Origin of the sequence: Mesorhizobium sp. DCY119 (genome assembly GCF_003590645.1) — a bacterium.
Taxonomy (GTDB): domain Bacteria; phylum Pseudomonadota; class Alphaproteobacteria; order Rhizobiales; family Rhizobiaceae; genus Mesorhizobium_M.
In genome coordinates this window covers 4,569,458-4,594,590 of sequence record NZ_CP031834.1, presented here as the reverse complement: position 1 = coordinate 4,594,590, position 25,133 = coordinate 4,569,458, and the positions used below count along the sequence as shown (strand labels likewise).

The window sequence follows — 25,133 nt, the reverse complement described above, 5'->3', positions numbered from 1 at the left end:
GTTCCGGCGCCAGCCATCTATATCTTGATTCCGGAGGTTTGGTGAAACCATGACGAAACCTGTGCTGGATCCGACATTGCAATCGCTCGACATGCGCTCGCGCGATATTTTCCGCCGCATCGTCGATTCTTACCTTTTGGACGGCGAACCCGTCGGTTCGCGCAGCCTGTCGCGCATGCTGCCGTCGTCGCTGTCGCCGGCTACCGTGCGCAATGTGATGAGCGACCTGGAGCATCTCGGCCTCGTCTATGCGCCGCATATCTCGGCCGGCCGCCTGCCGACGCAGAAAGGCCTGCGCTTTTTCGTCGATGCCTTCATGGAGTTGGGCGACCTCTCGGACGAGGAGCGCCGGGTCATCGACGCGCAGGTGAAGGCCGCAGGCAGCGGCGCTACGCTGGAGCAGATGCTGACGGAAGCCAGCCAGATGCTGTCGGGCATGTCGCGCGGCGCCGGACTGGTGCTGGCGACCAAGAACGAAGTGCCGCTGAAGCATATCGAATTTATCCAGCTCGAGCCGCAACGCGCGCTGGCGGTGATGGTCTCGCAGAACGGCGATGTCGAAAACCGCGTCGTGGAACTGCCGCCCGGCGTCACCACCTCGCAGCTGCATGAGGCGTCGAACTACCTGAACGCCCATATCGGCGGGCGCACGCTGGCCGAAGCGAAAGCCGAAATCGCGCGGCTGAAGGAAGAGACCAAGGCTGCACTCGACACGCTGTCGCAGGACCTTGTCGAAAAGGGCCTCGCCGTGTGGGGTGGCGGCGGCGTCGAGCGCGGCCTGCCGTCACGGCTCATTGTGCGCGGCCGCGCCAATCTGCTGGAAAACGTGACGGCGCAGGCCGATATCGAATTGCTGCGGCATCTCTTCGAGGATCTCGAGACCAAGGAAGGCATGGTCCAGCTTCTCGATCTTGCCGAAGCAGGCTCCGGCGTACGTATTTTCATCGGCTCGGAAAACAAGCTGTTTTCGCTCTCAGGCTCGTCGCTGGTCGTCGCGCCCTATCGCGACAAGGATGCCCGCGTCGTCGGCGCGCTCGGTGTCATCGGCCCGACACGGCTGAACTACGCCCGCATCGTGCCGATGGTCGATTACACGGCGCAGCTGATCTCGCGCATGCTGCGATAAGCGCACGCGCCAGAGCGAATTCTGAAAAGGTTTTCAGCGCTTTCACCTTCGTGATGCGACAAAATGGCTCAGGCTGTGTATAGTCCGGTCACTGCAGGTCGCGGCCCGTCGAGCGGCATGCTTCGACGGCTCCCTAAACCACCGCGACTTTCAAGCAGCGGAGGTATGAGAATGGCACAATTTCATGTCATGGCAGGCGCCGGCGAGACCTATAATCATGTTGCCGTGCGCAAGATCAGCTTTTCCGACGTCACGGCCTCTCTGAGGCAGGGTGCTGAGGATTTCTGGGAAAAACCGTCTCACTATGTTTTCCTGTGCATAATTTATCCGCTCGTCGGCGTCGTGCTGGCGACCTGGACTTCCGGCAACAATGCCTTGCCGTTGCTGTTTCCGCTGATGTCCGGCTTTGCCCTGCTTGGGCCGATCGCCGCGATAGGACTTTATGAGATAAGCCGCCGCCGCGAACTCGGCATGGATACGTCATGGGTTCATGCCTTCGACGTTCGCCATTCGTCGGCGCTGCCGTCGATCGTCGCCGTCGGCATCTGGCTGTTTGCGCTGTTCATCGCCTGGCTGCTCGTGGCGCAGGCGATCTACGCAATGACCTTCGGTTCCGAGCCGCCGACGTCGATCGGCACCTTCATCAGGGACGTGCTGACGACAGATCGTGGCTGGTCGCTGATCCTGTGGGGCAATCTGGTCGGGCTGGTGTTCGCCATTGTCGCGCTCGCCACCACCGTCATTGCCTTCCCGCTGTTGCTCGATCGCGATGTCGGCGTGATTGCAGCGATGGAAGCTTCCGCCCGCGCGCTCATCGTCAATCCGTTGCCCATGTTGTTCTGGGGGCTTCTCGTGGCCGTTGGATTGGTCATCGGCTCGATACCGCTGTTCGCCGGACTTGCCGTCGTCATGCCGATATTCGGCCACGCAACATGGCATCTCTATCGCAAGGTGGTGGAGCCGAGCGTGACTGCAAGCTCGAAAGCTGCGGAAAAACGGCGCGGCTCCCTCAAGGCAGCAGCAAAGCGAGCGTAGTACCTGCGCGCCATCGGGTGTAGGCTGTGGTTTCGATCACAGGAGGCACCGATGGCACTGGAACAACTCAAGGCGCAGATAAGTCTCCTGCTCGAGCAGATGATCGAACAGCCCGAAGACGCTCATGAAGTGCATGAGCGTCTTCGCGAAAAGCTGAACGAATTGCGTGCCATGGGCATGCCGCTGCCCGCCGATCTCGTCGACCTTGAACGCAAGCTGGACGCCGGCTTTTACGAAGAGGGCAGCTGACCATGATCCCGAAAAGTGGGCACCGGTTTTCGGAAAAAATCATGGTCAAACAGAAAGACTGACCTTTCGTGTCGGTCAACGTGTTCCCTGCAGCACCATGTCGAACTTGACGACATTGGAGTAGATCGGCGTGCCGACATCCATGCCGTAGGGTGAGCGCAGGATTTTTCCCTGCACGCGGAAGGTTATCTTGCGCTTGGTGCGGTCGCTGACGCTGGCATCGAACTGCGCCGGGCGTGTCTTGCCACGCGCCGTCAGCACGCCATCGATGCGGGCGCTGCTGGCGCCCGTTTGCGTGATGCCGGTGGAACGGAACGAAATCTCGGGAAAGTTTGCGACATCGAACACCGCGTCGGAGCGCAGGAAGTGTTCCACGCGCGCCTCACCGGTGCGCACGCTTGCCGGCAGCAGCGTGAAGCTGACATTCGACCGCCCGATATCCTTGCCGTCGATGCGGAATATGCCGCGAAACTCCCCGAAATCGCCGGCGATGCCGCCGCCGCCGACCTGCGCAACGCTGAAGGCGATGCGCGAGGAAGGGGCGATGCTGTATTTGCCCGCAGCCTCGGCCAGCGGGTCGGCATGGGCGGGCAGGCCGGCCAACAGCGCGGCCAGACCGGCGCTCAGGACTATGTTGCGTGACGATTTCCAGACATGCGTCGACATTGTCATCTCCCGGCGGCTTTCTGACCTTTGACGGTCCCGCGGTTTGGGCTTTCTGCGCCCGGTTGCAGCATGCGTTTCAAAATGCCGTCGCCGAGCCAGAAATGATGGCGCAGCGCTGCCAGCATATGGCCTGCGGCGATAGCGGCCGTGCCATAGGCGACCCACCAATGGACGTCCCGCCAGAAATTCTCCGATGCCTCGGAAGGCGCAAGCGGCAGATGGGGGACCACGACCAGATTGAAGGCAAAGCTCGGAATCTGCAGCGTCGACGTCGAAACCAGGGCCCAGCCGGTCAGCGGCACGGCGAGCATCAGGACGTAGAGCGATGACTGGACGAGCTTCGCGGCCAGCCATTCGGCGCGGCTGAAATCCCTTGGCCGCGCAGGTCGCCTGTTGGCGAGCGCCCATAGCAGGCGCAGCGCCGCCAGAGCCAGGATGAGGAAGCCGAAGGATTTGTGCCATTGGATCAGCGTGAACTGCAGCGCCATGCTCGCCACCCACTGCGTCGTGAGACCGAGCAGTATCTGGCCGACGAACAGCGCCGCGATCGTCCAGTGAAATAGGATCGCGATCAGCCCGTAGGCATTGTCTCTGTTGCGAAGCATCGGTGTCTCGGCACGCGGCGGTTACGACAGACAACGTTGCGCGTCTGGATATCTTCCTCCCTGGCCGAATAAATTCATAGGCCGCTGCCGATTTCTGGCCTATTTGCAGCGCTTAATGTCCGTGCGATTATCGCTTTCCGAAAATTGTCGAGTTCGATCCATGACCCTTGCAGGCTTCGTTACCTATGCTGGCGCGCTGGCCATCGCCGCCGCGATCCCAGGACCCGGCGTCACCGCACTGGTGGCGCGTGCGCTTGGCTCGGGATTCCGCTCGTCGCTTGCCATGTCGCTGGGGCTGATCTGCGGCGATCTCACCTATCTCACCGCCGTCGTGCTGGGCCTTGCACTGGTGGCGCAGACCTTCGGCACGGTGTTCCTCGTCATCAAGTGGCTCGGCGTCGCCTACCTCGCATATCTCGCCTGGACGTTCTGGACGAGCGGCATCACGCCGGAAAACATCGAGGCGCGGAAGGGCAAGGGCGGATTGTTCACCAGCTTCCTGGCGGGGCTGACGGTGACGCTCGGCAACCCCAAGACGATGATCTTCTACCTGGCGCTGACGCCGACATTGGTCGATCTGCGCACGATCACGGTCGCCGACTACGGCATTCTGGCGGTGGTGACCGTGCTGGTCCTGCTCGTCGTTCTGGTGCCGTATCTGGCGCTGGCCGCGAAAGCGCGCTGGCTCTTGAAGACGCCGCGTGCGCTGCGGACGCTGAACCGCACGGCAGCTGTTTTCATGGCGGGAGCCGCCGCAGCCATCGCCTCCCGCTGAGAGGCAGTTTCGCGCCAAATAATTCTCCAATTTCGCGAATCTAGAAAACGTTTTTCTGGTGTTTCGGCTTTTTAAGCACGCCGCCCACTCGGTTTTTTCGGGCGGCGCGCCTATTGTTGCGTCCGAAATTCCAATGTGGGAGCCATATCGATGAACAAGCCCGTCACCAGCGCGCGCGCCCCCGGCCGCGGCCGTGTCTACAACTCGATCACCGAGACGATCGGCGACACGCCGCTGGTGCGCCTTGACAAATTCGCCAAGGAAACCGGCATCGTCGCCAACCTCATCGCGAAGCTCGAATTCTTCAACCCGATCGCCAGCGTCAAGGACCGCATCGGCGTTGCCATGATCGAGGCGCTGGAAGCCGCCGGCAAGATCACGCCGGGCAAGACCACGCTGATCGAGCCGACCTCCGGCAATACCGGCATCGCGCTCGCCTTCGCCGCCACCGCCAAGGGCTACAAGCTGATCCTGACCATGCCCGAAACCATGTCGCTCGAGCGCCGCAAGATGCTGGCGCTGCTGGGTGCCGAACTGGTGCTGACCGAGGGGCCGAAGGGCATGAAGGGCGCCATCGCCAAGGCTGATGAACTGGCCGCCACGCTGCCTGACGCGATCATTCCGCAGCAGTTCGAAAACCCGGCCAATCCCGAAATCCACCGCCAGACCACCGCCGAGGAAATTTGGAACGACACCCATGGCGAGGTCGATATCCTCGTTTCCGGCATCGGCACCGGCGGCACCATCACCGGCGTCGGCCAGGTGCTGAAGAAGCGCAAGCCGGGCGTGCAGGTCATCGCCGTCGAGCCGGAAGCCTCGCCGGTGCTGTCGGGCGGCCAGCCCGGCCCGCACAAGATCCAGGGCATCGGCGCCGGCTTCGCGCCAAAAATCCTCGACACCACGATCTATGACGAGATCGTGCAGGTCTCCAACGATGATTCCATTACCAATGCCCGGCTCGTCGCCCGCCTCGAAGGCGTGCCGGTCGGCATATCGTCTGGAGCAGCCCTTCAGGCGGCAATCGTCGTCGGCTCGCGGCCCGAAAATGCCGGCAAGAATCTCGTCGTCATCATCCCATCCTTCGCCGAGCGGTATCTGTCGACCATCCTCTTCGAAGGCCTCGGCGGCTGAAAATTCAGGTGAGGCCGGCCTGCAAATGATGATTGTCTGCGCTTCCGGTGCTCACGGACAGAATGTCCACTCCGCTCCGGTTCTCGAAAATCACCATTTTAGGCTCGGCCTCACCTGAATTCCGAACCGTCTCAATTATTCTTACTGCCGTCGAAAAAACTGCGTGGCGGACGCGCGGACCGGTTGAGAATTCGCCGGTTTGCCTGTCATATCCCTGCCGACCGGCGCTGTGCCGGTCGGCGGAGGCACCATGTACAAACTCTATACGCGCCCCGGCAGCGGCGGCTTCGTGGTCGAGGCAGCACTCGAACTGGCGGCAGCGCCCTTCGAGCGGGTCAACGTCATCAAGTCTGCGCGACCTGATCCCCGCTTTCTGGAAATCAGTCCGCTCGGCCAGGTCCCGGTCCTGGCCTTGCCGGAGGGGCAGACGATGACGGAATCGGCGGCGATGTGCATTCTGCTGGCAGAGCGCCATGCCGACGCCGCTCTTGCGCCGGCGGCAGGCTCGCCCGCAAGGGCCGACTTCCTGCGCTGGATGGCTTTCCTGTCCTCGGTCATGTATCCGGCGATCCTGCGCTACTACTATGCGCCGCGCTACACGGCTGATGCCGATGGCGCCGACGTCGTCAAGGAAGCGGCGGTCGCTGAATTCGAGCGTGGTCTCTCGATCATGGATGAGTGGCTCGAAGGGCGCGACTGGCTGGCCGGCGACGATTTCTCCACGGCCGATATCTATCTGCTGATGCTGGCCCACTGGCATCCGCAATGGACTGACACTCACATTATCTGGCCGAACATCGAGCGGCTCTGCGACGCGCTGCGGCAGCACCCGGTGATCCTGAAGCTGAACGTCACGCACGAGCTTTGGTGAATACGCTTGCCGGCGAATGTCGGCCTGCTCAGTCGATGATCCGATTTCTGAGTTCGCCGGATGGTATCTCGCAACTGTCCTTGCGACCGAACAGGGCATAGCGGTTTTGCGCGATCAGCCGGTAGAGGCGGTCGCGTAGCGGAAGCGGCAGGATTCTCAAGACGCGCGCCGCCCGCCACGGCCAGCCTAGTGCATCCGCCGTGGCGATCAGGCTGTCGAGCCGCTGATAGGCGGTGCCGTCGATGATGACGAGATTGGTCTCGTAGAAATCCGTGCGCAGCCCGTACTTCTCGTAAAGCGCCTGGCCGAGGGGCGATTGCGCGGTGGCGAAGCGAAAGCGCTTTTGCTGGTCGAGCCGCACCACCATGCGCGCGAAGCCCGAGCACAGCACGCATACGCCGTCGAAGACGATCAGCGGTTGCCGCGCATCGTAAGTACGGTTGGGAGAAGGCGTGTCGCTGTCGGCGTGGCTGATATTAGTCTCGTGTCGCATCAGTCCCAAGCTATGCAGCCTGCGGCCCGTTGCAAGCCGTCACCGTATCCCGCAACGGGAATGTGATCGGCTTCAGTTCCGCAGCCGCGCACGGCGTTCCTGCAGGAATTTGCGGATCGCCGGGTCCGTCTCGAGGCCGATCGCCATGCCATAGGCCTCATGCGCCTCGGATGGCTTTTGCGCCAGGGTCAACAGTTCGGCGCGCGCGGCCCAGTAAGGTTGATAGGTCAGCAGCCGCTTGTCGCTGGCAAGCGCCTCCAGCAACGTCATGCCGGCGCCCCTGTCGCCGGCATGTGCCAGCGCGATCGCGTGGTTGATGGACACGACCGGCGACTGCGTCATGCGTGACAGCGCTTCATAAAACCGTGCGATCGCCTGCCAGTCTGTTTCTCCGGTCAAGCGGCGTGCCGCATGTGCCGACTGCACGGCGGCCTCCAACTGGTAGCGCCCGATCTTGCCCATGGTGCCGGCTCGGCGCAGCAGCGCTTCGGCCTCATCGATCAGCCCGCTATCCCACAGCTTGGTGTCCTGCTTGGCCAAAGGCACATAGTCGCCACTGCCGTCGCGCCTTGCAGCACGCCGCGCCTCGGCAAACAGCATCAGCGCCAGCAGCCCCAGCGTCTCCGGCTCATCCGGCATCAGCGACGCCGTCAGCCGGCCGAGCCAGATGCCTTCGGTTGCAAGGTTCCTGCGCCGGCTTTCGGTTCCGGCTGGATCGGCCCAGCCCTCGGCGAAGGCGGCGTAGATCGCTTCCAGCACCGCGTCGAGCCGCTCGTCGAGCGCCTCGCGCTCGGGAATGCGGAAGGGAATGCCGGCCTCGCGAATGCGGTTCTTGGCGCGCACCAGCCGCTGCCCCATCGTCGCCGGCGAGACGAGGAAGGCCGAGGCGATGGCGGCGGCGTCGAAGCCGAGGATCGTCTGCAGGATAAGCGGCGCGCGGATGCTCTGTTCGATCGCCGGATGGGCGCAGGCAAACATCAGCCGCAGCCGCTCGTCAGGCAGGTCGTCTTCCATGGATGATGCCTCGATTTCCGCGGCGATCAGCTGCAGATGCGTGGCACCTTCGGCACTGGTCCTGCGCCGGCGGATCGCATCTACGGTGCGCCGCCGCGCCACCGCCACAAGCCAGCCTTCCGGATTGGCCGGGACGCCGCTTGCCGGCCATTGTTCGAGTGCTGCCGCGAAGGCATCGGCGAGCGCGTCCTCGGCACTCGCGACATCGCCGCTGCGCGAGGCCAGAATGGCGACAAGCTTGCCGTAGCTGCGGCGCGCGGCCGCCTCTGCCGCCGCGCGTCCGTCGCTTTCGCTTGCCGGCTGCTTCACTGCGCGACCGATGTCGCTTCCCATATCGGCCGAACCTCGATGGTGCCGTGGTTCGCACCGGGACAGCGCGCAGCCCAGGCGATTGCGGAATCGAGGTCTTCCGCCTCGATGATGTAGTAACCGCCGATCTGCTCGCGTGTTTCGGCATAAGGACCGTCGAGCACACTCGTTTTGCCGTCGGCAATGCGCACCTGCGTGGTCGTTGCGCTCGGCGTCAGGCGGTCGCCGGAGAGATAGACGCCGGCTTTCTTCAGCGCCTCATTGTAGGCGCCGTAGGCGGCGAGCATTTCATAGCCCTTGTCTGCCGGGGTCTTCGGCATCTTGCTTTCGTCGAGATGGATGAAAAGCATGTAGCGCATGGTGATCTCCTCTTGTTACCAAGGCCGCGTCGTTGCGTGCCGAACCAATGTCGCGCGGCACAGCGCGATTTCGACAGGCGTCGGAAAAATCTTCGGCTTCGATATGAAGTTACGCAAGAGCCGGTTTTTCGCGGGGATCAGTCCTGATCCGGCTCGGGCACTTTGAGGATGACGGTATTGTCCGGTCCGGCAGGCCGCCCGTCGTTGACACGCACATCCAGCCGCACCGGCAGGCCGGTGTCCCGCTCGACAAGCTTGGAATGTTCTTCACCGGGCGCGAACAGATGCTGCTCGCCCCATTGCCTCAGCGCCACCATCACCGGGAAGAGGTCGCGTCCCATCGCGGTCAGGCGGTATTCCTGATGCGCACCGCCATCAGCCGCCGGAACCGCCTCAAGGATGCCGCGCGCGATCAGCGTGCGCAGCCGTTCGGAGAGAATGTTCTTGGCAATGCCGAGGCTTTTCTGGAATTCGCCGAAACGCGTCAGCCCGTCAAACGCGTCGCGCACGATCAGCAGCGACCACCAATCGCCGATCACATCCAGCGATCTCGCGCTCGGGCAGTAATCTCCCTTCAGGCTTCTTCGCTTGACCATGCCGCCTCCAATTTCGGTTGCATTATAAAACCTTGTTTGCTATCGATCAATCGGTTTCATAATGAAACCGATTCCATAATCGGAGCTTACAATGCGATCGACAAACGAGGTGGCGTCCGCCGGCGCCGCGAGCGCTGGCGCGTGTCTCCAGGCAAGCGAATTCGAAAAGGGCAATGAGCGGCTCTCCTCCGGCCTCTCGCGCCCTGTCGTGCTGCTGTTTGCCGTGGCGAGCGGATTAGCCGTCGCCAATGCCTACTTTGCCCATCCGCTGCTCGACGTGATGGCCGACGATCTCGGCATCGCCCGCGCCACCGCCGGGCTGATCGTCGGCTTTACGCAGCTCGGCTACGGGCTGGGCCTCGTCCTGCTGGTGCCGCTTGGCGATCTCGTCGACCGGCGCAAGCTGGTGGTCGGCCAGTCGCTTCTCTCGGTTTTGGCGCTCGTCTCGGTCGGTTTCTCGACGACGGGCGCCATGCTGCTGGGCTCCATGGCCGCGATGGGCTTGATGGCTGTCGTCACGCAGGCGCTTGTCGCCTATGCCGCAAGCCTGGCGCGACCGGCCGAGCGCGGGCAGGTGGTTGGCGTCGTCACCAGCGGCATCGTGCTCGGCATTCTGCTTGCGCGCACCGTGGCGGGCACGCTCACCGATCTCTCGGGCTGGCGCACGGTCTATTTCGTTTCCGCAGTGCTGACGCTGATCATCGCCGCACTGCTCTACAAGGTGCTGCCGGCGCAGGAGCCGCAGAACAAGCGCATGTCATATCCGCGCCTGATCGGCTCGCTCTTCACGCTATTCGCTGAGGAGCCTGTGCTTCGCATTCGGGCGATCATCGCCATGCTGATCTTTGCCGATATCACGACGCTGCTGACGCCCTTGGTGTTGCCGTTGAGCGCGCCGCCCTTCTCGCTGTCGCACACGGCCATCGGCCTTTTCGGATTGGCAGGTGCCGCAGGTGCGCTTGGCGCTGCGCGGGCAGGGCGCTGGACCGATCGCGGCTACGGCCAGCGCACGACAGGCATTGCGCTGGCGCTGATGCTTGTCGCGTGGTTGCCGATCGCGCTGCTGCCGCATTCGATCCTGTGGCTGATTGCCGGCGTTCTGATCATCGATTTCGGATTGCAGGCCGTGCATGTCACCAACCAGGGCATGATCTACCGCGTCCGGCCCGAAGCGCAGAGCCGGCTGACCGCGGCCTATATGGTCTTCTATTCGATCGGCAGCGCCCTTGGTTCCTCACTGTCGACGATGATCTACGCCTACGCCGGGTGGACCGGCGTCTGCCTGCTCGGGGCCGGCATCAGCGCCCTGGCAATCGCCTTCTGGGCTGCAACACTAAGCGCTACGCCCGCAACCGCCACGCAGGCGATCGGGAGCAACTGACGTTACGCGGGAGAGCTTCCAGGGCCCTCTCTAAACCCTTCGTCGCACAAGCGACGATTGCGGGTTGGCATTTCCGGTTCGCTCTCTAAACTCGCACCGGTTGTGCCGGGTGGAGCGGTGGCGCGGCAAGGAAACACGAGGGAGGAAATTGCATGCTTAATCTGAAAACGAAGATTCTGGCAGCCGGCGCCGTCGCGCTGTCGCTTGGCCTGGGCAGCGTCTCTGCCAGGGCGGCCGAATTCATCAACGTGCTGACCGGCGGCACTTCGGGCGTGTACTACCCGCTCGGCGTGGCGCTGTCGGAAATCTACGGCAAGGGCATCGAAGGCGCACGCACGCAGGTGCAGGCGACTAAGGCCTCGGTCGAAAACCTCAATCTGCTTCAGCAGGGCAAGGGCGAGATCGGCTTTTCGCTGGGCGATTCCGTGAAGCTTGCTGTCGAAGGCCACAAGGAAGCCGGCTTCCCCGGCAAGCTCGACAAATTGCGCGGTATCGCCGCCATCTATCCCAACTACATTCAGATCGTCGCCAGTGCCGATTCCGGCATCAAGACCTTGGCCGACCTGAAGGGCAAGAGCCTGTCGGTCGGCGCGCCGGCCTCCGGCACCGAGCTCAATGCCCGCGCGATCTTCGAGGCCGCCGGCCTGAAATATGAGGATCTCGGCAAGGTCGAATATCTGCCCTTCGCCGAATCCGTCGAACTCATCAAGAACCGCCAGCTCGACGCCACGCTGCAATCCGCGGGCCTCGGCGTCGCCTCGATCCGCGATCTCGCGACCTCGCTGAAAATCAACGTCGTGGCGGTGCCGAAGGCTGACGTCGAAAAGATCGGCACGCCCTATCTCTCGGTCATCATTCCGGCCGGCACCTATGACGGCCAGGACGCCGATGTCGAAACGGCAGCCGTCGGCAATTTCCTCATCACCCATGACGGCGTCTCCGACGAGACCGCCTACCAGATGACCAAGCTGCTGTTCGACAATCTCGACAAGCTGACGGCAGCCCACGCCGCTGCCAAGGCGATCGACCCCGCCAAGGCACTGGACGGCATGCCGGTGCCGCTGCATCCGGGCGCCGAGCGTTACTACAAGGAAAAGGGGCTGTTGAAGTAGCTCGCGACTTTCCCTCCCCCTTGAGGGGAGGGTGGCCCGTAGGGCCGGGTGGGGTCGTTGCGGCAGTGCTCCACATCCCTTTGCGCTGGCGAGCTGCCGCGCTGACCCCACCCGCCTCGCTTTGCTCGGCACCCTCCCCTCAAGGGGGAGGGATAGATGCGTCGCCGTCCCGCTCATGAAAGTCCTCGCAATGACTGAAACGCAGCACCAAACCACCACCGTCATCTCTCCCAATGTCGAGGAGCCGATCGAAGGCCTGCCGCCGGGCTTCGGCGAGGGCATCGCCGGCAAAATCGCCTTCTGGATCGCTGTGGCGTTTTCGGCCTTCCAGCTCTACACCGCCGCCTATGGCGCGCTGCCGAGCCAGGTGGTGCGGGCCATGCATGTCGGGTTCCTGCTGCTGCTCGGCTTTGCGCTGATCGCCAATCTGCGCGCCAAGACGACCGCGGGAAAAGCCTGGTTCTGGCTGCTCGGCATCGTCGGCTTCCTCACCGGCATCTACAACTGGGCCGAATATGTGCCGCTGATCCAGCGCAGCGGCTTCCTCACCCATGTCGATCTCTTCGTCGGCGTGGTGCTGATCGCGCTGGTGTTCGAGGGTGCTCGCCGGCTGATGGGCCTGCCGCTCACCATCATAGCCGGGCTGTTCCTCGCCTACTGTTTCTTCGGCAATTATTTGCCGGATCCTTTCGTGCATCGCGGCTACAGTTTCGACCAGATCATCGAAAACTTCGCCTACGGCACAGAGGGCATCTACGGCACGCCGATCTATGTTTCGGCCGCCTATATCTTCATCTTCGTGGTCTTCGCCGCCTTCCTCGAGCGTGCCGGCATGATCGCGCTGTTCAACGATTTCGCGCTCGGCCTCGTCGGCGGCTGGCGCGGCGGGCCGGCGCAGGTCTGCATCCTGTCATCGGCGCTGATGGGCACGATCTCGGGCTCGGGCGTCGCCAATGTCGTCGCCAGCGGCCAGTTCACCATCCCGCTGATGAAGCGCTTCGGTTTCCGCTCGGCTTTTGCCGGCGGTGTGGAAGCGACATCGTCGATGGGCGGGCAGATCATGCCGCCCGTCATGGGCGCTGTCGCCTTCATCATGGCCGAGACGCTGAACGTGCCCTATGCGGCGATCGTGAAAGCGGCAATCATCCCTGCGCTCCTCTATTTCGGCGCCTGTTTCTGGCAGGTTCATCTCGAAGCCGGCAAGGCCAATCTGCGCGGCATGGACAAGGCGACGCTGCCCAATCCATGGAGCGCGGTGAAGCAGCATTGGCCGCTGGTGCTGCCGCTGGCGGCTCTCGTCTACCTGCTCTTTGCCGGCTACACGCCGATCTTCGCCGGCACGATGGGCCTGGCGTTGACGGTCGTCCTGATCCTCGGCACGCCGCTGGCAGCACTCATCGGCCCCTTCGCCTTCCGCGTCGTGTTTTGGATCGCGCTTGGGCTGGCGGCAGCCGCCTTCATGAAGTTCGGCGTCAACATCCTGGCCCTGGTCATCGGCGCGCTGGTCATCGCCTGCGCGCTGTTCAAGGGCGGCCGCGAGACGCTGGTCATTTGCGTCGACTCGCTGGCCGAAGGCGCCAAGAACGCGCTGCCGGTCGGCATCGCCTGCGCCATCGTCGGCATCGTCATCGGCACGCTGACGCTGACCGGCATCGCTTCGACCTTCATCGGCTGGATCATCTCGATCGGCGAGAACAACCTGTTCCTGTCGCTGGTGCTGACCATGCTCACCTGCCTCGTGCTCGGCATGGGCATCCCGACGATACCGAACTACATCATCACCTCGTCGCTGGCCGGCCCGGCGCTGCTCGAGCTCGGCGTGCCGCTCATCGTCAGCCACATGTTCGTCTTCTATTTCGGCATCATGGCCGATCTGACGCCGCCGGTGGCGCTGGCAGCCTTTGCCGCGGCACCCATGGCCAAGGAGTCCGGCCTCAAGATCGGTATCCAGGCAACGAAGCTTGCGATCGCCGGTTTCGTCGTGCCCTTCATGGCAGTCTACACGCCGGCGCTGATGCTGCAGGATGCCGGGCCGATGGCGGCTGCCTACGGCTATCCCGTCGAGGTCGTCTACATCGTCTTCAAGGCCTGCCTGGGCATTGTCCTTTGGGGTGCTGCCGTGGTCGGCTTCCTGGTCGTGCGCATGGCCATCTGGGAGCGCGTGGTTGCGTTCGCGGCCGGCGTCCTGCTGGTCGTCGCACTGCCGCTGACCGACGAGGCCGGCTTCGCGCTCGCTGCCATATGGATCGGCTGGCACTGGTGGCGCGCACGCGCGTCGGGCGACGCGCCGGCATGAGCCTCTGCATCCTCGCAGCCGGCAAGGTCACGGTGATGGCGGCGACCGCCTTCACGCTGTCCTGGACCCATTCGGTGCAGAAGACGCGCTGGGAAGAGGCCTGGCGGGTGATGCCTGCCGGCCTCGAGATCGTTCAGGCGCGCATCAAGGGTTCGGGCGCCGGCATGGAGCCGCCCGAGGATGCTGTGTTGAAGGATGGCTGGTGGGTCTATGCGCCGAAGCTGCCGCCGCGACCGGAGCTTGTGCTGGCCGCGTCAGGCGCGACGGGCGAGGGCTGGTCGCTGTGCGCGAATAGCCAATGCACCGTTATCGGCGCTGCCGCAGGCGCGCCGGTAAAGATCAAACCGTGTGAACAATCCGCTCAATGAAAGGCAGCGCGGCGGGCGCAGGCGGGACCGGGTCCGCGCATGTAATGACGCTCCGGGCGGTAGGTCGGCGCGACGAATTCGCGGAGCGCTACTGCGTAGTTGGTGATGCGGTGCCAGAGTGCCATTTTCTTAAGTCCCAAGTCCCTCGGATGTCCCTTCCGAATATGGACGCGATTGTTAGGCTATTGTCGTGAATAGACGGTGAATGCGCTGTTAACTTCTTCACAAAACCGGCCCCGATCATGGCCGAAAAGCGTTGGTTTGGCGGTGTTTTGCTGGCAATCGTCGTGATTCCCCCGACTGTGCCTTTTGCGCCACATATTTTGCGTTGAATCGGCAGCTCGCGCAAAAACTGACCTGCATCGATGCGGGACCAAGTTTTTCCGTTTCGATGAAGATTTGAAGGAACCGTGCCCGCATCGGCACGTTGGCTAATGGACCGGGGAGACCTGGCCGATGGAGCACCGGTTCGACCGGCCTCCCTCGAGCATCCGTGCTCAAAAACTTCCCACATCAACGTGAAACAGGAAGGGCCGAAACCATGGGCTTTTTTTCGAAAGACATCAAAACACTCGACGATCTTTTCGTGCACACGCTGCAGGACATCTACTATGCCGAAAAGCAGATCGAGAAGGCATTGCCGAAGATGATCGACAAGGCAACGAACGCCGACCTCAAGGTTGGCTTCCAGAAGCATCTTCAGGAAACCAAGGGCCATATCGAACGCGTCGAGCAGGTGTTCGAGATGCACGGGGTCACGGCCAAGGGCGTCAATTGCCCGGCCATTGACGGCATTCTGGAAGAGGCCGACGAGGTCAGCGGCGACATCGACGACAAGCAGGTTCTGGATGCGGCGCTTATCGCGTCCGCTCAGGCTGTCGAGCATTACGAGATCACGCGCTACGGCACCTTGGCCGCCTGGGCCAAGCAGCTTGGCCGCGACGACTGCGCCGCCGTGCTTGTGAAGAACCTCAAGGAGGAGGAAGCGACCGACAAGAAGCTGACGACGCTTGCCGAGGGTAACATCAACCTGCAGGCCGCCGAGTAGCGCTCGGTGAGCGGTTCATCGGTTTTTGCAATTGGCGGCAGTTAAGAACGGTCGTCATCCCGGGCGGAGCATGAGCGAAGCGAATGCAGAGACCCGGGACCCATTCCGGAACAACGAATCTCACGGAATGGGTCCCCGGATAGCCTTCGCTTCGCTACGGCTTCCGGGATGACGCCGCGCTTTTTGTCTAGCTGAGAAAAGCCTTCTCGAATTCCTTTTTGCCGGCAGGCGAAAATACGACCGCCCGGCTTTCGGCGTCGCGGCGCGCCCATTTCTCAGTGAGGATCTTGTCGAAGATCGCGGCACCCAGCGTGCCGGCCAGATGCGAGCGCCGTACGCTCCAGTCGAGGCAGGCGCGGCAGACCTGCCGGCGGGATTTCTTCAGCGTTTCCGGCTCGATGCCGACCGCCTGGAAATAACCGGTGCCGGCCTTTCCTATCGTGATCTTGTCGCCGTCGCGCAAAAGAATCTTGCGCGCCAGAAAACCGTCGAGCATCGCCACGGCGTGGTCGCCGGCGAGATGGTCGTAGCAGATGCGTGCTTCCCGCATCGTCGCGTCGCGCGGGCCGGGGCGCACGCGCTGCGGCCCGGATGTGGCGGCCACACCCATGATCGATTCCAGCATGCCGGCCACCTGCGTGCTGGCAAGGCCGTAATAGCGGTGGCGGCCCTGTGCCGCGAGCGACAGCAGCCCACCCTCCATCAGCTTCGACAGATGCGAACTCGCCGTCTGCACGGTGACGCCGGCTTCCAGCGCCAGTTCGCTGGCGGTCAGCGCGCCGCCGCCCATCAGTGCCGTCAGCATGTTGGCGCGTGCCGGGTCGCCTACGAGGCTGGCAATGCGCGCTATGTCGGGACCGTTCTTCATAGTTCGATGCTAGTCGAAGCATTCATGTGCTGCAAGCTGTATTCTCTGTTGCATGACGATGGAGAAAAACATGACCGATACCGCCCTTCGAGACGCTGCGAATTTGGGGCAACCCGAGAGGCCCGGCTCTGCCTTCGCGCCATTCCTCCGGTTCTGTCGCTGCATCGTTTCCCGCTACGAGCGCTGGCTCCAGCGCCAGGACCTTGCCGAACTCGACGATCACCTGCTGCGCGATATCGGCATCTCGCCGAACGACGTGGCACGCGAATGCGCCAAGCCGTTCTGGCGGCGCTGAGCATGACAGATCGACCAGCCGGATGTTTCGACGAAGATCGAACCATTCCCCTCCCGCAATCATGAGGAAAGAAAAATGACCATCACCTGTTTCATCCGCTATGAGATCGATCCGTTCGGCAAGACCGATTTTGAGGAATATGCCCGCAATTGGGGCCAGGCGATCCCGCGCTGCGGTGCCGATCTCATCGGCTATTTCGCCCCGCATGAAGGCTCGGCAACGACGGCCTACGGCGTCTACAACATCGAAAACCTCGCCGCCTACGAAGCTTACCGCGCACGGCTTGCGTCCGACCTCCTCGGGAGAGAAAATTACGCTTTCGCCAAGGAGAAAAAATTCATCCGCCGCGAGGACCGCATCTTCCTGAAACTGGCCTCGGGGCCGCACGCCGCAAAGGTCTTGCCATGATCGCAGTCATCTTCGAAGTCACGCCCGCCGAAGGCAAGCGCGACGCCTATCTCGGCATCGCCGGCAATCTGAAGCCGCTGCTGGAGAGCATGGACGGCTTCATCTCGGTCGAGCGGTTCCAGAGCCTGACCAATCCCGACCGCATGCTGTCGCTGTCGTTCTGGCGCGACGAGGAGGCGGTCAAGGCGTGGCGCAACACCGAGGAACACCGGCAGGCGCAGCAGGCCGGACGCGGCGGCATCTTCGAAGGTTATCGCCTGCGCATCGCCCATGTCGTGCGCGATTATGGGCTTGATGAAAGGGCGGAAGCGCCGGCGGATAGTCTGGTGGTGAATGGCTAAGCATTCCCGATCAGCACACCTGCCGCCAGCACCAGCGCGCCGCCGAGCACCACTTGCAGCGTGGCGCGCAGCCAGGGCGTTTCCATGAAGCGGTTCTGGATGAAGACGATGGCCCAGAGCTCGATGAAGACCACGATCGCGGCGATCGTCGTTGCCGTCCAGAAATCGGCGATCAGATAGGGCAGGGCATGTCCAAGCCCGCCGATCGCCGTCATGATGCCGGAAGCCAGCCCCCGGATGATCGGCGAGCCGCGGCCCGAAATCTTGCCGTCATCATGCGCCGCTTCGGTGAAGCCCATGGAAATGCCGGCACCCACCGAGGCCGACAGGCCGACCAGAAATGTCTGCCATGTGTCGCCCGTGGCAAAGGCTGCGGCAAAGATCGGCGCCAGCGTCGACACCGAACCGTCCATCAGGCCCGCCAGTCCCGGCTGCACCATGGTCAGGATGAATTGCCGCCGCTCGGTCGCAGCTTCCTGCGACTTCACGTCGTCGGTCAGGTGCTTCTGGCCAAGCCGAACGGCCAGCGACTCGTGCACTTTTTCGGCAGCCGCCAGATCGCCGAGCAGCTTGCGCGTCGAAGCATCGGAGGTCCGCTTTATCGCCTCGATATAGAAGCGGTAGGCCTGGTCCTCCATCTGCTCGGCCATGGCCCGCACCTTGTCGAGGCCGAGCGGCCGCACCAGCCAGTCGGGCCTGCGTTCATACCAGCCGCGCACATGCTCGCGCCGGATCAGCGGAATGCGCTCGCCGAAGCGCTTGCGGTGGAGTTCGATCAGCACGGCGCGATGGCCGTCTTCTTCCTCCGCCATTTCCTCGAACACCTTGGACGAGTCTGGATATTGCTCCGAGAGGCCGTCGGCATAGGCGCGGTAGATGCGCGCATCGTCTTCTTCCGACGAGATTGCAAGCGCCAGGATTTCCTGTTCCGACAGGGATTCGAAGGGACGGCGGCCAAAGCCGAAAACGCGGGAAAGCATGAGTGCGAATACCTAGTTTAGAATAGTTCTAAACTAGGATCATGTCCCGCCGTGGTCAATGGCCGGGGCAGGGCGGACCGCCGCGACAAAAAAGCAGGCGCCGGTCTTTTTATAGCCATACCTTCACCTATATAGGCTAAGCTATACTCATAAGAAGGAAGTCGCGATGTCGGCCAAGAAGCAGCCCCTCGATCCCAAGCCCGTGCTCGAACTCATCGCCAGCATCGAGTCCGATCTCGAACGCCTCAAGGGCATGCTCCAGCCGCCGGCACAGAAATTCGACCCCGCCGACCCGCGCAACAAGACCTGCGACGGCAAGCTGACCGCCGACGGCGTCGAGTGCTGCTATCGCCTGTTCGACGAGGGCAAGAGCCGCTATTCGGTGGCCCAGGCGATGAAGATTTCCTTCGCCGCCGCAACCCATCGCCTCAACGCCTGGCGCAAGGCCGGCGGCGACAAGCGCAAGAGCGTGCTGCTGGGGTGATGCCCGGGCTGCCCAGGATTTGACCTTCGGTTGCCTGGGTGGGTCCTTCGAGGCTCGCTTCGCTCGCACCTCAGGATGAGGGAGGAAGGTGCCGGCAGAGGCTCTCTATTCTGAGACGCGCTTACGCTTCAGGTTCAGATCATGGCGCGCCAAACTCCCTCATCCTGAGGTGCGAGCGAAGCGAGCCTCGAAGGACGCACCCAAACATGATTGGACCACGCAAAGCTGAACTCAATCCAGCGTCCGCCGGAAGCGGAACAGCGCCAGCCCTGCAAACAGGAACACGAACAGCACCAGTGCGCTGACCTCTCCCGCAATCGCCTGGAAGTCGGCACCCTTCAGCATCACCGCCCGCACGATGCGCAGGAAATGCGTCAGCGGAAAAATCTCACCCAGAACCTGCGCCCAGTCCGGCATGCCGCGATAGGGAAACATGAAGCCCGACAGCAGCAGCGACGGCAGGAAGAAAAAGAAGGTGAGCTGCATCGCCTGCATCTGCGTGCGCGCCATGGTCGAGATGGTGTAGCCGAGCAGCACCAGCGACAGCACGAACACCAGCACGGCCGACAAGAGCAGCGAAAGTGAGCCGACGAAGGGGATAGCAAACAGCAGCTTGGCTGCCACCAGCACCACCGCCACCTGCACCGCGCCGACCACGAGGAAGGGCAGCACCTTGCCCAGCATGATCTCGGCCGGGCTCGCTGGCATGGCCAGCAGGTTTTCCATCGTGCCGCGCTCGGTCTCGCGCGTCAGCGCCATGGAGGTCATCATCACCATGGTCATCTGCAGGATGACACCGAGCAGGCCGGGCACGATGTTGTATTGCGAGATGCCTTCGGGGTTGTAGCGTTTGTGCACGACCACCTGAAGCTGGGTCTTGGCGGTCTCGGCGGCTTCGGCCTGCATGCCCTGTTCGCGCAGCAGCGCCTGGCTTGCCACAGTGCTCAGCGTCGAGACCGCGCCGCTCGCCGCCGAAGGATCTGTCGCATCAGCCTCGATCAGGATCTGCGGGCTGTCGCGCCGCTCGACGCGCCGTGCAAAATCCGAGGGAATGGTGACGACGAAGGAAACGGCGCCCTTGGCCATCAGTTCTTCGGCCTCCGCCGCACTCTGCGCCACATAGTCGAAACGGTAGTAGTCGGTCATCTGCAGCGCCGACACCATGGCGCGGGTGTATTGGTCGTTGCTGGTGGCGACGAGGGCCGCCGGCAGGCTTTTCGGATCGCTGTTGATGGCGAAACCGAACAGTACCAGTTGCATCAGCGGCACGCCCAGCATCATGGCGAAGGTGATGCGGTCGCGGCGCATCTGGATGAATTCCTTCATCAAAAGCGCGCCGAGGCGGGCGAAGGAAAACATAGCGTTCATGCCATGTTGTCCTTCGACCCAGCCATGAATTGGATGAACACGTCCTCCAGGCTGGTTTCGCCCGGCTCAACCTTCGTGTCCTTGCGCGCCTTGATCTCCTTCAGTGCCGCTTCGAGCAGCTTGCGGTCGGAGCCGACGACATGCAGCGTCGTGCCGAAGGGCGCGACCTGCTCGACGCCGGGCTTGCCTTCGAGTGCTGCCGCGACCTCGTTCAGTCTCGGCCCGCTGACCACGAAGGTGCTCAGCCCGGCATTAGCGATCACCTCGTCGACCGTGCCGGTGGCGAGCAGCTTGCCGTAGGAAATGTAGCTGATGCGATGGCAGCGCTCGGCCTCGTCCATGTAGTGGGTCGAGACCAGAACGGTCAGCCCGTCTCGCGCCAGCCGGTGGATCTCGTCCCAGAATTCGCGCCGCGCCTTGGGGTCGACGCCGGCGGTCGGCTCGTCGAGCAGCAGCAGCTTCGGCTTGTGCATGATGCAGGCGGCGAGCGCCAGCCGCTGCTTCCAGCCGCCAGAGAGCGTGCCGGCCAGCTGGTCGCGCCGTGAGGTCAGTCCCAGCTCTTCCAGCGTTCGGCCGACATGCTCCTCCACCGGCCGCAGCTGGTAGAGCCTTGCGACGAATTCGAGGTTTTCGCCGATGGTCAGGTCTTCATAGAACGAGAATTTCTGGGTCATGTAGCCGACCTCGCGCTTGATCTTCAGGCTGTCGGTCAGAAGATCGTAGCCGAGCACCTGGCCGTCGCCTTCGTCGGGCGTCAGCAGCCCGCACATGATGCGGATCGTCGTCGTCTTGCCCGAGCCGTTCGGCCCGAGAAAGCCGACGATCTCGCCCTCGGCCACGCTCATCGTCACATGATCGACGACGGTTTTCGTGCCGAAGCGCTTGACCAGGTTGTGGACTTCGATGGCGTTCATTGTGCATCGCCTTCGGCGATGCAGTGAATAGTGAGTAGTGAATAGCGAGTAGAGGAAACTATCTTTGACATGGCCGCGCTCAATCCGGATTTAACTACTCACTACTCACTACTCACTACTCACTACTCACTACTCCCCTAAACTCACATCCACGATCTGCCCCGGCTGCAACGGCGTCGCATCGCCTTCCGGCCGCGCTTCGACGAGGTAGACCAGCTTCTGGCGGGTCTCCAGCGAGTAGATGACCGGCGGCGTGAACTCAGGGTCGGGCGAGACATAGCTCACCTTCGCCTTCAAATCCGGGCGGCACCCGTCGCAGCGCACCGACAATTCGGTGCCGATCTTGACCGACGAGAACTGCGCTTCCGGCACATAGACCTTCAGCTTCACCGCTCCGTCCGGCAGCATGGAAATCACTGGCGCGGACGGTCCGGCGACGTCGCCTGGATTGCGGATGACGTCGCTGACGCGGCCGGGTGCGGGCGCTTCGATGGTCCGCTTGGAAAGCTGCCAGCGCGCCTGCTCGAGCTTGGCTTGCGCGACCTTCACCGCGTTCTCCGCGGCCTTGATCGTCTCGGGCCGTGCCGGCAGGCGCCCGACTGCAAGATTGGCCGTGCTCTGTCCGATTGCGGCTGCCGCGACCTCCATTTTCGTAGTCGCATCGTCCAGCTGCGCCTGCGTGGCGACGCCCCGCTTTGTCAGGTCTTGCGTGCGGCTCAATGTGCGCTGGGCGTCGTCGGCCTGCGCCTTGGCCGATTGCACTGAAGCTTCCAGCACGGCGATTTCCTCGGGCCGCTTGCCGATCTGAAGGTCGGCAAGCTCGGCCTGTGCCTGGGCAAGGGCGGCTTCTGCCTGCGCGACGGCGATCTTCGCATCGGCGTCTTCCATAAGCGCGATCGGCTTGCCGGGCTCGGCGCGGTCGCCGCGCTTCACCGCGATAGAACGCACCTGCGCCACCTCGATCGGCGCCAGCAGAACATAGTCGCCCTCGACATAGCCGACGGCCAGCGGCGCTTCGCCCGCACAGGACGAAAACAGCGAGGCGGCGAGAGGGATGGCGCAAAGAAAGCTCATGGCTTCCTGCCTTTCCGGGAGTTCAGGATTGCATCGAGATTTTGCCCGGCGACCACCGCGATCTTGGCCGCGTCCGCCTGGCCGATTTCATTCCAGCCCATGCGCCGCTTCACGGCCTCGCGGCCGATGCGGAAATAGATGACCTGTCCGATAAGCGTGAAGACGACGAGCTTGGTTTCCTCACTCTCGGCGGCTTCGCCTGTGGCAGCCTCCCACATCGCGCAGAGCCGCTTGTGGGTCGGTTCGAACACGCCGCTATAGATGCGGTCGAGCGCTGCCGTCGGATGGGCAAGCTCGCGCAGCAGGAACTGCACGATCTCGCCAGCCTCGGGCTGCACGACGACGAAGGCGACCATGCGCTCAAGGGCTGCCCGAAGCTGCGCATGTGCGCCTTCCGGCGTGATCTTCGCCCCGCCAGCAAGCTCGAAATTGCCCAGCGCCTGGCCGGCAATGCCCTGGATGGTCGCGACGATATAGTCCGCCGCTGCCGTCCTTAGCCCCTCCTTGCCGCCGAAGTGATAGGCGATGGAGCCGATATTGGCATTGGCCTGGGCGGCGATTTCACGCGTCGACGTGCCCTCGAAGCCCTTGGCACCGAAAAGCGTCAGCGCGGCGCGAATGAGCGCAGTCCGCGTCTGCTCGGCGGAGGGAGACGAGGCTGCCTGCGTGTTTGCTGAGCTCGGTTTCCTGATCATGCCTCATAGTTTAATCAATCGAATGATTAAAGTCAATACGGCTTGCCCCGGAGGGCCGGGTAGGCTTTATTCTCGCGCCATGGCCAAGGAAATAGAACGCAAATTCCTGGTGACTGGCGAAGGCTGGCGTGCCTTGGCCGAGGCTGCCGTTTCGATGCGCCAGTTCTATCTCGATGCCGAGCCGGATCGCTCCGTGCGCGTGCGCATCCGCGAGGGTGCGGCGCTGCTCACGCTCAAATTCGGTGTCCATGCGCGCGTCCGCGACGAGTTCGAATATGCGATCCCGCTGGCGGATGCGGAGGAAATGCTGGACTTTGCCGTCGGATGCGTCGTGGAAAAAACGCGCTACAATGTCCGCCATGGCGGGCATCTTTACGAAGTCGATGTCTTTGGCGGCGATCTGACCGGGCTGGTCATGGCGGAGCTCGAAACGCCGGAGGATGTCCCGAATAGTGCGCTGCCCGCCTGGCTTGGCCGCGAAGTGACCGGGCAAACGGAATTCTACAACGCTTCGCTGGCGCTGCACGGCCGGCCGGGAGAGGTTGCATGAACTTTCGCATCGATCCGCGCCTGCCGCTCACCGCCGAGATACGGCGCATCGCCACCGAGGAAATCGGCACGGCGATGGAGGACCTTGCGGCGGCACGCACTGAACCGGAGGTCAAGCTTCACCAGTCGCGCCGCCGCTTCAAGCGCTTGCGCGCGCTGTTCCGGCTGGTGCGGGATGCGGACGAGGATTTCTGCCGCAGCGAAAATGCCCGCTATCGCGATCTTGGCCGCAGCCTGGCCGGCGCGCGCGAGGCAACGGCCCTGATCGAAACGATCGACCGGCTGGTCAGGGCGTTTCCACAGGACACCGCCTATAACGCCCTTGCCGGCCCGCGCGGTGTTCTCGTTGCGCGCCGCGCCGCGATCTCGACCAATGGCGCCGGGCTGGAGGCCGATATCGACGAGGCGCTCGCCGACTGCGAACGCGGGCGCATGGCCCTTGGCACCTTCGTGCTGCCATACGAACCGGAGGCTGCCGCCGATCTGCTTGCCGACGGCGCCCGAAAGGCTATGCGGCAGGCGTCGCGTGCGCTCGAGAAGGCACAAAAGCACGGCGCGCCTGAAGACTTTCATGAACTGCGCAAATGCGTGAAGACGCATTGGATGCATCTTCAGCTGCTGCATGCCTTCTGGCCGCGCCCGCTGAAACCACGCCGCAAGGCGGTGGACGAATTGGGCGAGCGGCTTGGCGAACTGAACGACCTTTTCGTGCTGCGCCGGCTTATCGAGGAAGAGGGCAAGGCGCTGGGCAATGGGCGGGAACTGGCGCTGCTGCGCCGGCTGATCAAGCGCTCCGAAAAGGCGCTGAAGAAGGAGGCCCTGCGCGAGGCCGAGCGGCTTTTCGACGATGCGCCGAACAAGACTGCCCGCCGGATCGTCAAGAACTACCAGGCCGGGGCCGATGAAGAGCGCCCCGCGACCGACCAATGACGGCCCCGAGGGACACGCTGCTTGACCGCATCGGCCATTGGCTGGCCGGCCGGCTGCAGCAGGAATCGTCTGGCTACCAGCCTTACACGCCGTCCGATCCCGAAACCCTGCGCCGCGTGCTGGAGCCCGGCGATATCCTTCTCATCGAGGGCAACCAGCGCATTTCGGCCGTCATCAAATACCTCACCCAGTCGACCTGGTCGCACTCGGCCTTCTATGTGGGCGACGCGCTGCCCGAGCCGGAGGATGGCTCGGAGCGGCCGCGGCTGATCGAGGTCAATCTTGGCGAGGGCTGCGTGGCGGTACCGCTGTCGAAATACCGCACCTACAACACCCGCATCTGCCGTGCCCGCGGCCTGACACCGGATGACCGCAACAAGGTCGTGTCCTTCATGATCTCGCGGCTCGGCCTAAAATACGACCTGAAGAACATCACCGACATGCTGCGCTATTTCATGCCGACGCCGCCGATACCGGTGCGCTGGCGCCGACGCCTGATCGCCTTCGGTTCGGGCGACCCGACCCGCGCCATCTGTTCGTCGATGATCGCCGAAGCCTATGGCCAGATCCGCTATCCGATCCTGCCCGAAATCACCCGCGCGCCCGGCCGCGCCTCGGCGCAATCGACCTATATGCGCCAGGAAATCCTGCACATCCGCCACCACTCGCTCTACACCCCGCGCGACTTCGACCTGTCGCCCTATTTCCAGATCGTCAAGCCGACGCTGGAATATGGTTTCGACTACAAGACGGTGACCTGGGGGGGATGAGCCGCGGCCGGTGGAGGAAGAAC

The 25,133-nt window shown here is 63.2% G+C and carries 31 protein-coding genes; 18 read left to right on the top strand and 13 right to left on the bottom strand.

Translation table 11 applies throughout. From position 1 onward, the window contains the following. Window positions 1-49 precede the first annotated feature (49 nt). The 3 genes from hrcA to DZG07_RS22460 all read left to right on the top strand — a co-directional run bounded on the left by hrcA (window position 50) and on the right by DZG07_RS22460 (window position 2,410). A complete protein-coding gene (hrcA, locus tag DZG07_RS22470) occupies window positions 50-1,126 on the top strand; it encodes a heat-inducible transcriptional repressor HrcA (protein ID WP_119820990.1) in 1,077 nt (358 codons plus the stop codon). Between the two features lie 171 nt (window positions 1,127-1,297). Continuing rightward, on the top strand, window positions 1,298-2,161 hold the full coding sequence (locus DZG07_RS22465) for a DUF2189 domain-containing protein (RefSeq protein WP_091917284.1): 864 nt from the start codon (window positions 1,298-1,300) through the stop codon (window positions 2,159-2,161). A 51-nt stretch (window positions 2,162-2,212) separates the two neighbouring features. Then, window positions 2,213-2,410, top strand: a complete 198-nt coding sequence (locus DZG07_RS22460) for a hypothetical protein (RefSeq protein ID WP_091917285.1) — start codon at window positions 2,213-2,215, stop codon at window positions 2,408-2,410. A gap of 75 nt (window positions 2,411-2,485) precedes the next feature. Here DZG07_RS22460 and DZG07_RS22455 read toward each other — a convergent pair whose 3' ends face one another. Continuing rightward, complete coding sequence (locus DZG07_RS22455; RefSeq protein WP_119820988.1) at window positions 2,486-3,076, bottom strand: YceI family protein; 591 nt, start codon at window positions 3,074-3,076, stop codon at window positions 2,486-2,488. A 2-nt stretch (window positions 3,077-3,078) separates the two neighbouring features. After that, window positions 3,079-3,681 (bottom strand): cytochrome b, encoded by a 603-nt coding sequence (locus tag DZG07_RS22450; RefSeq protein ID WP_119820986.1) that lies wholly within the window; start codon window positions 3,679-3,681, stop codon window positions 3,079-3,081. A gap of 160 nt (window positions 3,682-3,841) precedes the next feature. Here DZG07_RS22450 and DZG07_RS22445 point away from each other — a divergent pair, with 160 nt between their 5' ends. From DZG07_RS22445 to DZG07_RS22435, 3 genes are all read left to right on the top strand, one after another. Next, on the top strand, window positions 3,842-4,456 hold the full coding sequence (locus tag DZG07_RS22445) for a LysE family translocator (protein WP_119820984.1): 615 nt from the start codon (window positions 3,842-3,844) through the stop codon (window positions 4,454-4,456). A 150-nt stretch (window positions 4,457-4,606) separates the two neighbouring features. Beyond that, window positions 4,607-5,587 (top strand): cysteine synthase A, encoded by a 981-nt coding sequence (gene cysK, locus DZG07_RS22440; protein WP_119820982.1) that lies wholly within the window; start codon window positions 4,607-4,609, stop codon window positions 5,585-5,587. 250 nt (window positions 5,588-5,837) lie between these two features. Further along, complete coding sequence (locus DZG07_RS22435) at window positions 5,838-6,458, top strand: glutathione S-transferase family protein (RefSeq protein ID WP_119821990.1); 621 nt, start codon at window positions 5,838-5,840, stop codon at window positions 6,456-6,458. A 28-nt stretch (window positions 6,459-6,486) separates the two neighbouring features. Here the strand turns inward: DZG07_RS22435 and DZG07_RS22430 are convergent, their stop codons facing one another. The 4 genes from DZG07_RS22430 to DZG07_RS22415 form a co-directional block, all read right to left on the bottom strand. Then, a complete protein-coding gene (locus DZG07_RS22430) occupies window positions 6,487-6,951 on the bottom strand; it encodes a DCC1-like thiol-disulfide oxidoreductase family protein (RefSeq protein ID WP_119820981.1) in 465 nt (154 codons plus the stop codon). 72 nt (window positions 6,952-7,023) lie between these two features. After that, window positions 7,024-8,298: a DUF6596 domain-containing protein gene (locus DZG07_RS22425; protein WP_119820979.1), complete on the bottom strand. Its 1,275-nt coding sequence runs from the start codon at window positions 8,296-8,298 to the stop codon at window positions 7,024-7,026. Continuing rightward, window positions 8,271-8,633 carry a YciI family protein gene (locus DZG07_RS22420; protein WP_091917292.1) on the bottom strand — a complete coding sequence of 121 codons (363 nt, stop codon included), beginning with the start codon at window positions 8,631-8,633 and terminating at the stop codon, window positions 8,271-8,273. The genes DZG07_RS22425 and DZG07_RS22420 overlap by 28 nt, the downstream gene beginning before the upstream one ends. A gap of 137 nt (window positions 8,634-8,770) precedes the next feature. Continuing rightward, on the bottom strand, window positions 8,771-9,229 hold the full coding sequence (locus tag DZG07_RS22415; protein ID WP_091917293.1) for a helix-turn-helix domain-containing protein: 459 nt from the start codon (window positions 9,227-9,229) through the stop codon (window positions 8,771-8,773). Window positions 9,230-9,320: 91 nt separating this feature from the next. Here DZG07_RS22415 and DZG07_RS22410 point away from each other — a divergent pair, with 91 nt between their 5' ends. The 4 genes from DZG07_RS22410 to DZG07_RS22395 all read left to right on the top strand — a co-directional run bounded on the left by DZG07_RS22410 (window position 9,321) and on the right by DZG07_RS22395 (window position 14,386). Then, window positions 9,321-10,610 carry an MFS transporter gene (locus DZG07_RS22410; RefSeq protein ID WP_119820977.1) on the top strand — a complete coding sequence of 430 codons (1,290 nt, stop codon included), beginning with the start codon at window positions 9,321-9,323 and terminating at the stop codon, window positions 10,608-10,610. Window positions 10,611-10,762: 152 nt separating this feature from the next. Further along, window positions 10,763-11,722, top strand: coding sequence for a TAXI family TRAP transporter solute-binding subunit (locus DZG07_RS22405; protein ID WP_091917295.1), 960 nt, complete (start codon window positions 10,763-10,765; stop codon window positions 11,720-11,722). A 190-nt stretch (window positions 11,723-11,912) separates the two neighbouring features. Continuing rightward, entirely contained in the window at window positions 11,913-14,018 is a 2,106-nt protein-coding gene (locus DZG07_RS22400) for a TRAP transporter permease (RefSeq protein ID WP_119821988.1), read from the top strand. Then, complete coding sequence (locus tag DZG07_RS22395; protein WP_119821986.1) at window positions 14,015-14,386, top strand: DUF1850 domain-containing protein; 372 nt, start codon at window positions 14,015-14,017, stop codon at window positions 14,384-14,386. The genes DZG07_RS22400 and DZG07_RS22395 overlap by 4 nt, the downstream gene beginning before the upstream one ends. Here the strand turns inward: DZG07_RS22395 and DZG07_RS24380 are convergent. Beyond that, window positions 14,380-14,511: a hypothetical protein gene (locus DZG07_RS24380; protein ID WP_091917298.1), complete on the bottom strand. Its 132-nt coding sequence runs from the start codon at window positions 14,509-14,511 to the stop codon at window positions 14,380-14,382. The genes DZG07_RS22395 and DZG07_RS24380 overlap by 7 nt on opposite strands. A 416-nt stretch (window positions 14,512-14,927) precedes the next feature. On the opposite strand from DZG07_RS24380, the gene DZG07_RS22390 reads away from it, so the two are divergent. After that, window positions 14,928-15,434, top strand: a complete 507-nt coding sequence (locus DZG07_RS22390; RefSeq protein ID WP_091917299.1) for a ferritin-like domain-containing protein — start codon at window positions 14,928-14,930, stop codon at window positions 15,432-15,434. A 187-nt stretch (window positions 15,435-15,621) separates the two neighbouring features. Here DZG07_RS22390 and DZG07_RS22385 read toward each other — a convergent pair whose 3' ends face one another. Beyond that, the gene (locus tag DZG07_RS22385) at window positions 15,622-16,302 is read right to left on the bottom strand and encodes a winged helix-turn-helix domain-containing protein (protein WP_119820975.1); all 681 of its coding nucleotides are present in this window, start codon (window positions 16,300-16,302) and stop codon (window positions 15,622-15,624) included. 70 nt (window positions 16,303-16,372) lie between these two features. On the opposite strand from DZG07_RS22385, the gene DZG07_RS22380 reads away from it, so the two are divergent. The 3 genes from DZG07_RS22380 (at window position 16,373) to DZG07_RS22370 (ending at window position 17,346) form a co-directional block, all read left to right on the top strand. Next, window positions 16,373-16,597, top strand: coding sequence for a DUF1127 domain-containing protein (locus tag DZG07_RS22380; RefSeq protein ID WP_119821984.1), 225 nt, complete (start codon window positions 16,373-16,375; stop codon window positions 16,595-16,597). Window positions 16,598-16,672: 75 nt separating this feature from the next. After that, a complete protein-coding gene (locus DZG07_RS22375; protein WP_119820973.1) occupies window positions 16,673-17,005 on the top strand; it encodes an NIPSNAP family protein in 333 nt (110 codons plus the stop codon). Then, the gene (locus DZG07_RS22370) at window positions 17,002-17,346 is read left to right on the top strand and encodes an antibiotic biosynthesis monooxygenase (RefSeq protein WP_119820971.1); all 345 of its coding nucleotides are present in this window, start codon (window positions 17,002-17,004) and stop codon (window positions 17,344-17,346) included. The genes DZG07_RS22375 and DZG07_RS22370 overlap by 4 nt, the downstream gene beginning before the upstream one ends. On the opposite strand, the gene mbfA is transcribed toward DZG07_RS22370, so the two are convergent. Next, window positions 17,343-18,326: an iron exporter MbfA gene (gene mbfA, locus DZG07_RS22365; protein WP_119820969.1), complete on the bottom strand. Its 984-nt coding sequence runs from the start codon at window positions 18,324-18,326 to the stop codon at window positions 17,343-17,345. The two genes, DZG07_RS22370 and mbfA, sit on opposite strands and share 4 nt — an antisense overlap. 166 nt (window positions 18,327-18,492) lie before the next feature. On the opposite strand from mbfA, the gene DZG07_RS22360 reads away from it, so the two are divergent. Next, on the top strand, window positions 18,493-18,810 hold the full coding sequence (locus DZG07_RS22360) for a hypothetical protein (RefSeq protein WP_091917305.1): 318 nt from the start codon (window positions 18,493-18,495) through the stop codon (window positions 18,808-18,810). 231 nt (window positions 18,811-19,041) lie between these two features. Here DZG07_RS22360 and DZG07_RS22355 read toward each other — a convergent pair whose 3' ends face one another. The 4 genes from DZG07_RS22355 to DZG07_RS22340 all read right to left on the bottom strand — a co-directional run bounded on the left by DZG07_RS22355 (window position 19,042) and on the right by DZG07_RS22340 (window position 22,861). Then, window positions 19,042-20,178, bottom strand: a complete 1,137-nt coding sequence (locus DZG07_RS22355; RefSeq protein WP_091917306.1) for an ABC transporter permease — start codon at window positions 20,176-20,178, stop codon at window positions 19,042-19,044. Then, window positions 20,175-21,092, bottom strand: coding sequence for an ABC transporter ATP-binding protein (locus DZG07_RS22350; RefSeq protein ID WP_091917307.1), 918 nt, complete (start codon window positions 21,090-21,092; stop codon window positions 20,175-20,177). Before DZG07_RS22350 ends, DZG07_RS22355 begins: the two co-directional genes overlap by 4 nt. Before the next feature lie 129 nt (window positions 21,093-21,221). Further along, a complete protein-coding gene (locus DZG07_RS22345) occupies window positions 21,222-22,166 on the bottom strand; it encodes an HlyD family efflux transporter periplasmic adaptor subunit (protein WP_119820967.1) in 945 nt (314 codons plus the stop codon). Next, on the bottom strand, window positions 22,163-22,861 hold the full coding sequence (locus DZG07_RS22340) for a CerR family C-terminal domain-containing protein (RefSeq protein ID WP_119820965.1): 699 nt from the start codon (window positions 22,859-22,861) through the stop codon (window positions 22,163-22,165). Before DZG07_RS22340 ends, DZG07_RS22345 begins: the two co-directional genes overlap by 4 nt. Before the next feature lie 79 nt (window positions 22,862-22,940). Between DZG07_RS22340 and DZG07_RS22335 the strand changes: the two genes are divergently transcribed. The 3 genes from DZG07_RS22335 to DZG07_RS22325 are packed head-to-tail and all read left to right on the top strand — an operon-like array spanning window position 22,941 to window position 25,110. Beyond that, window positions 22,941-23,411 (top strand): CYTH domain-containing protein, encoded by a 471-nt coding sequence (locus tag DZG07_RS22335; protein WP_091917310.1) that lies wholly within the window; start codon window positions 22,941-22,943, stop codon window positions 23,409-23,411. Next, window positions 23,408-24,340: a CHAD domain-containing protein gene (locus DZG07_RS22330; RefSeq protein WP_119820963.1), complete on the top strand. Its 933-nt coding sequence runs from the start codon at window positions 23,408-23,410 to the stop codon at window positions 24,338-24,340. The genes DZG07_RS22335 and DZG07_RS22330 overlap by 4 nt, the downstream gene beginning before the upstream one ends. After that, window positions 24,337-25,110: a lipo-like protein gene (locus DZG07_RS22325; protein ID WP_119820961.1), complete on the top strand. Its 774-nt coding sequence runs from the start codon at window positions 24,337-24,339 to the stop codon at window positions 25,108-25,110. The genes DZG07_RS22330 and DZG07_RS22325 overlap by 4 nt, the downstream gene beginning before the upstream one ends. Window positions 25,111-25,133 lie beyond the last annotated feature (23 nt).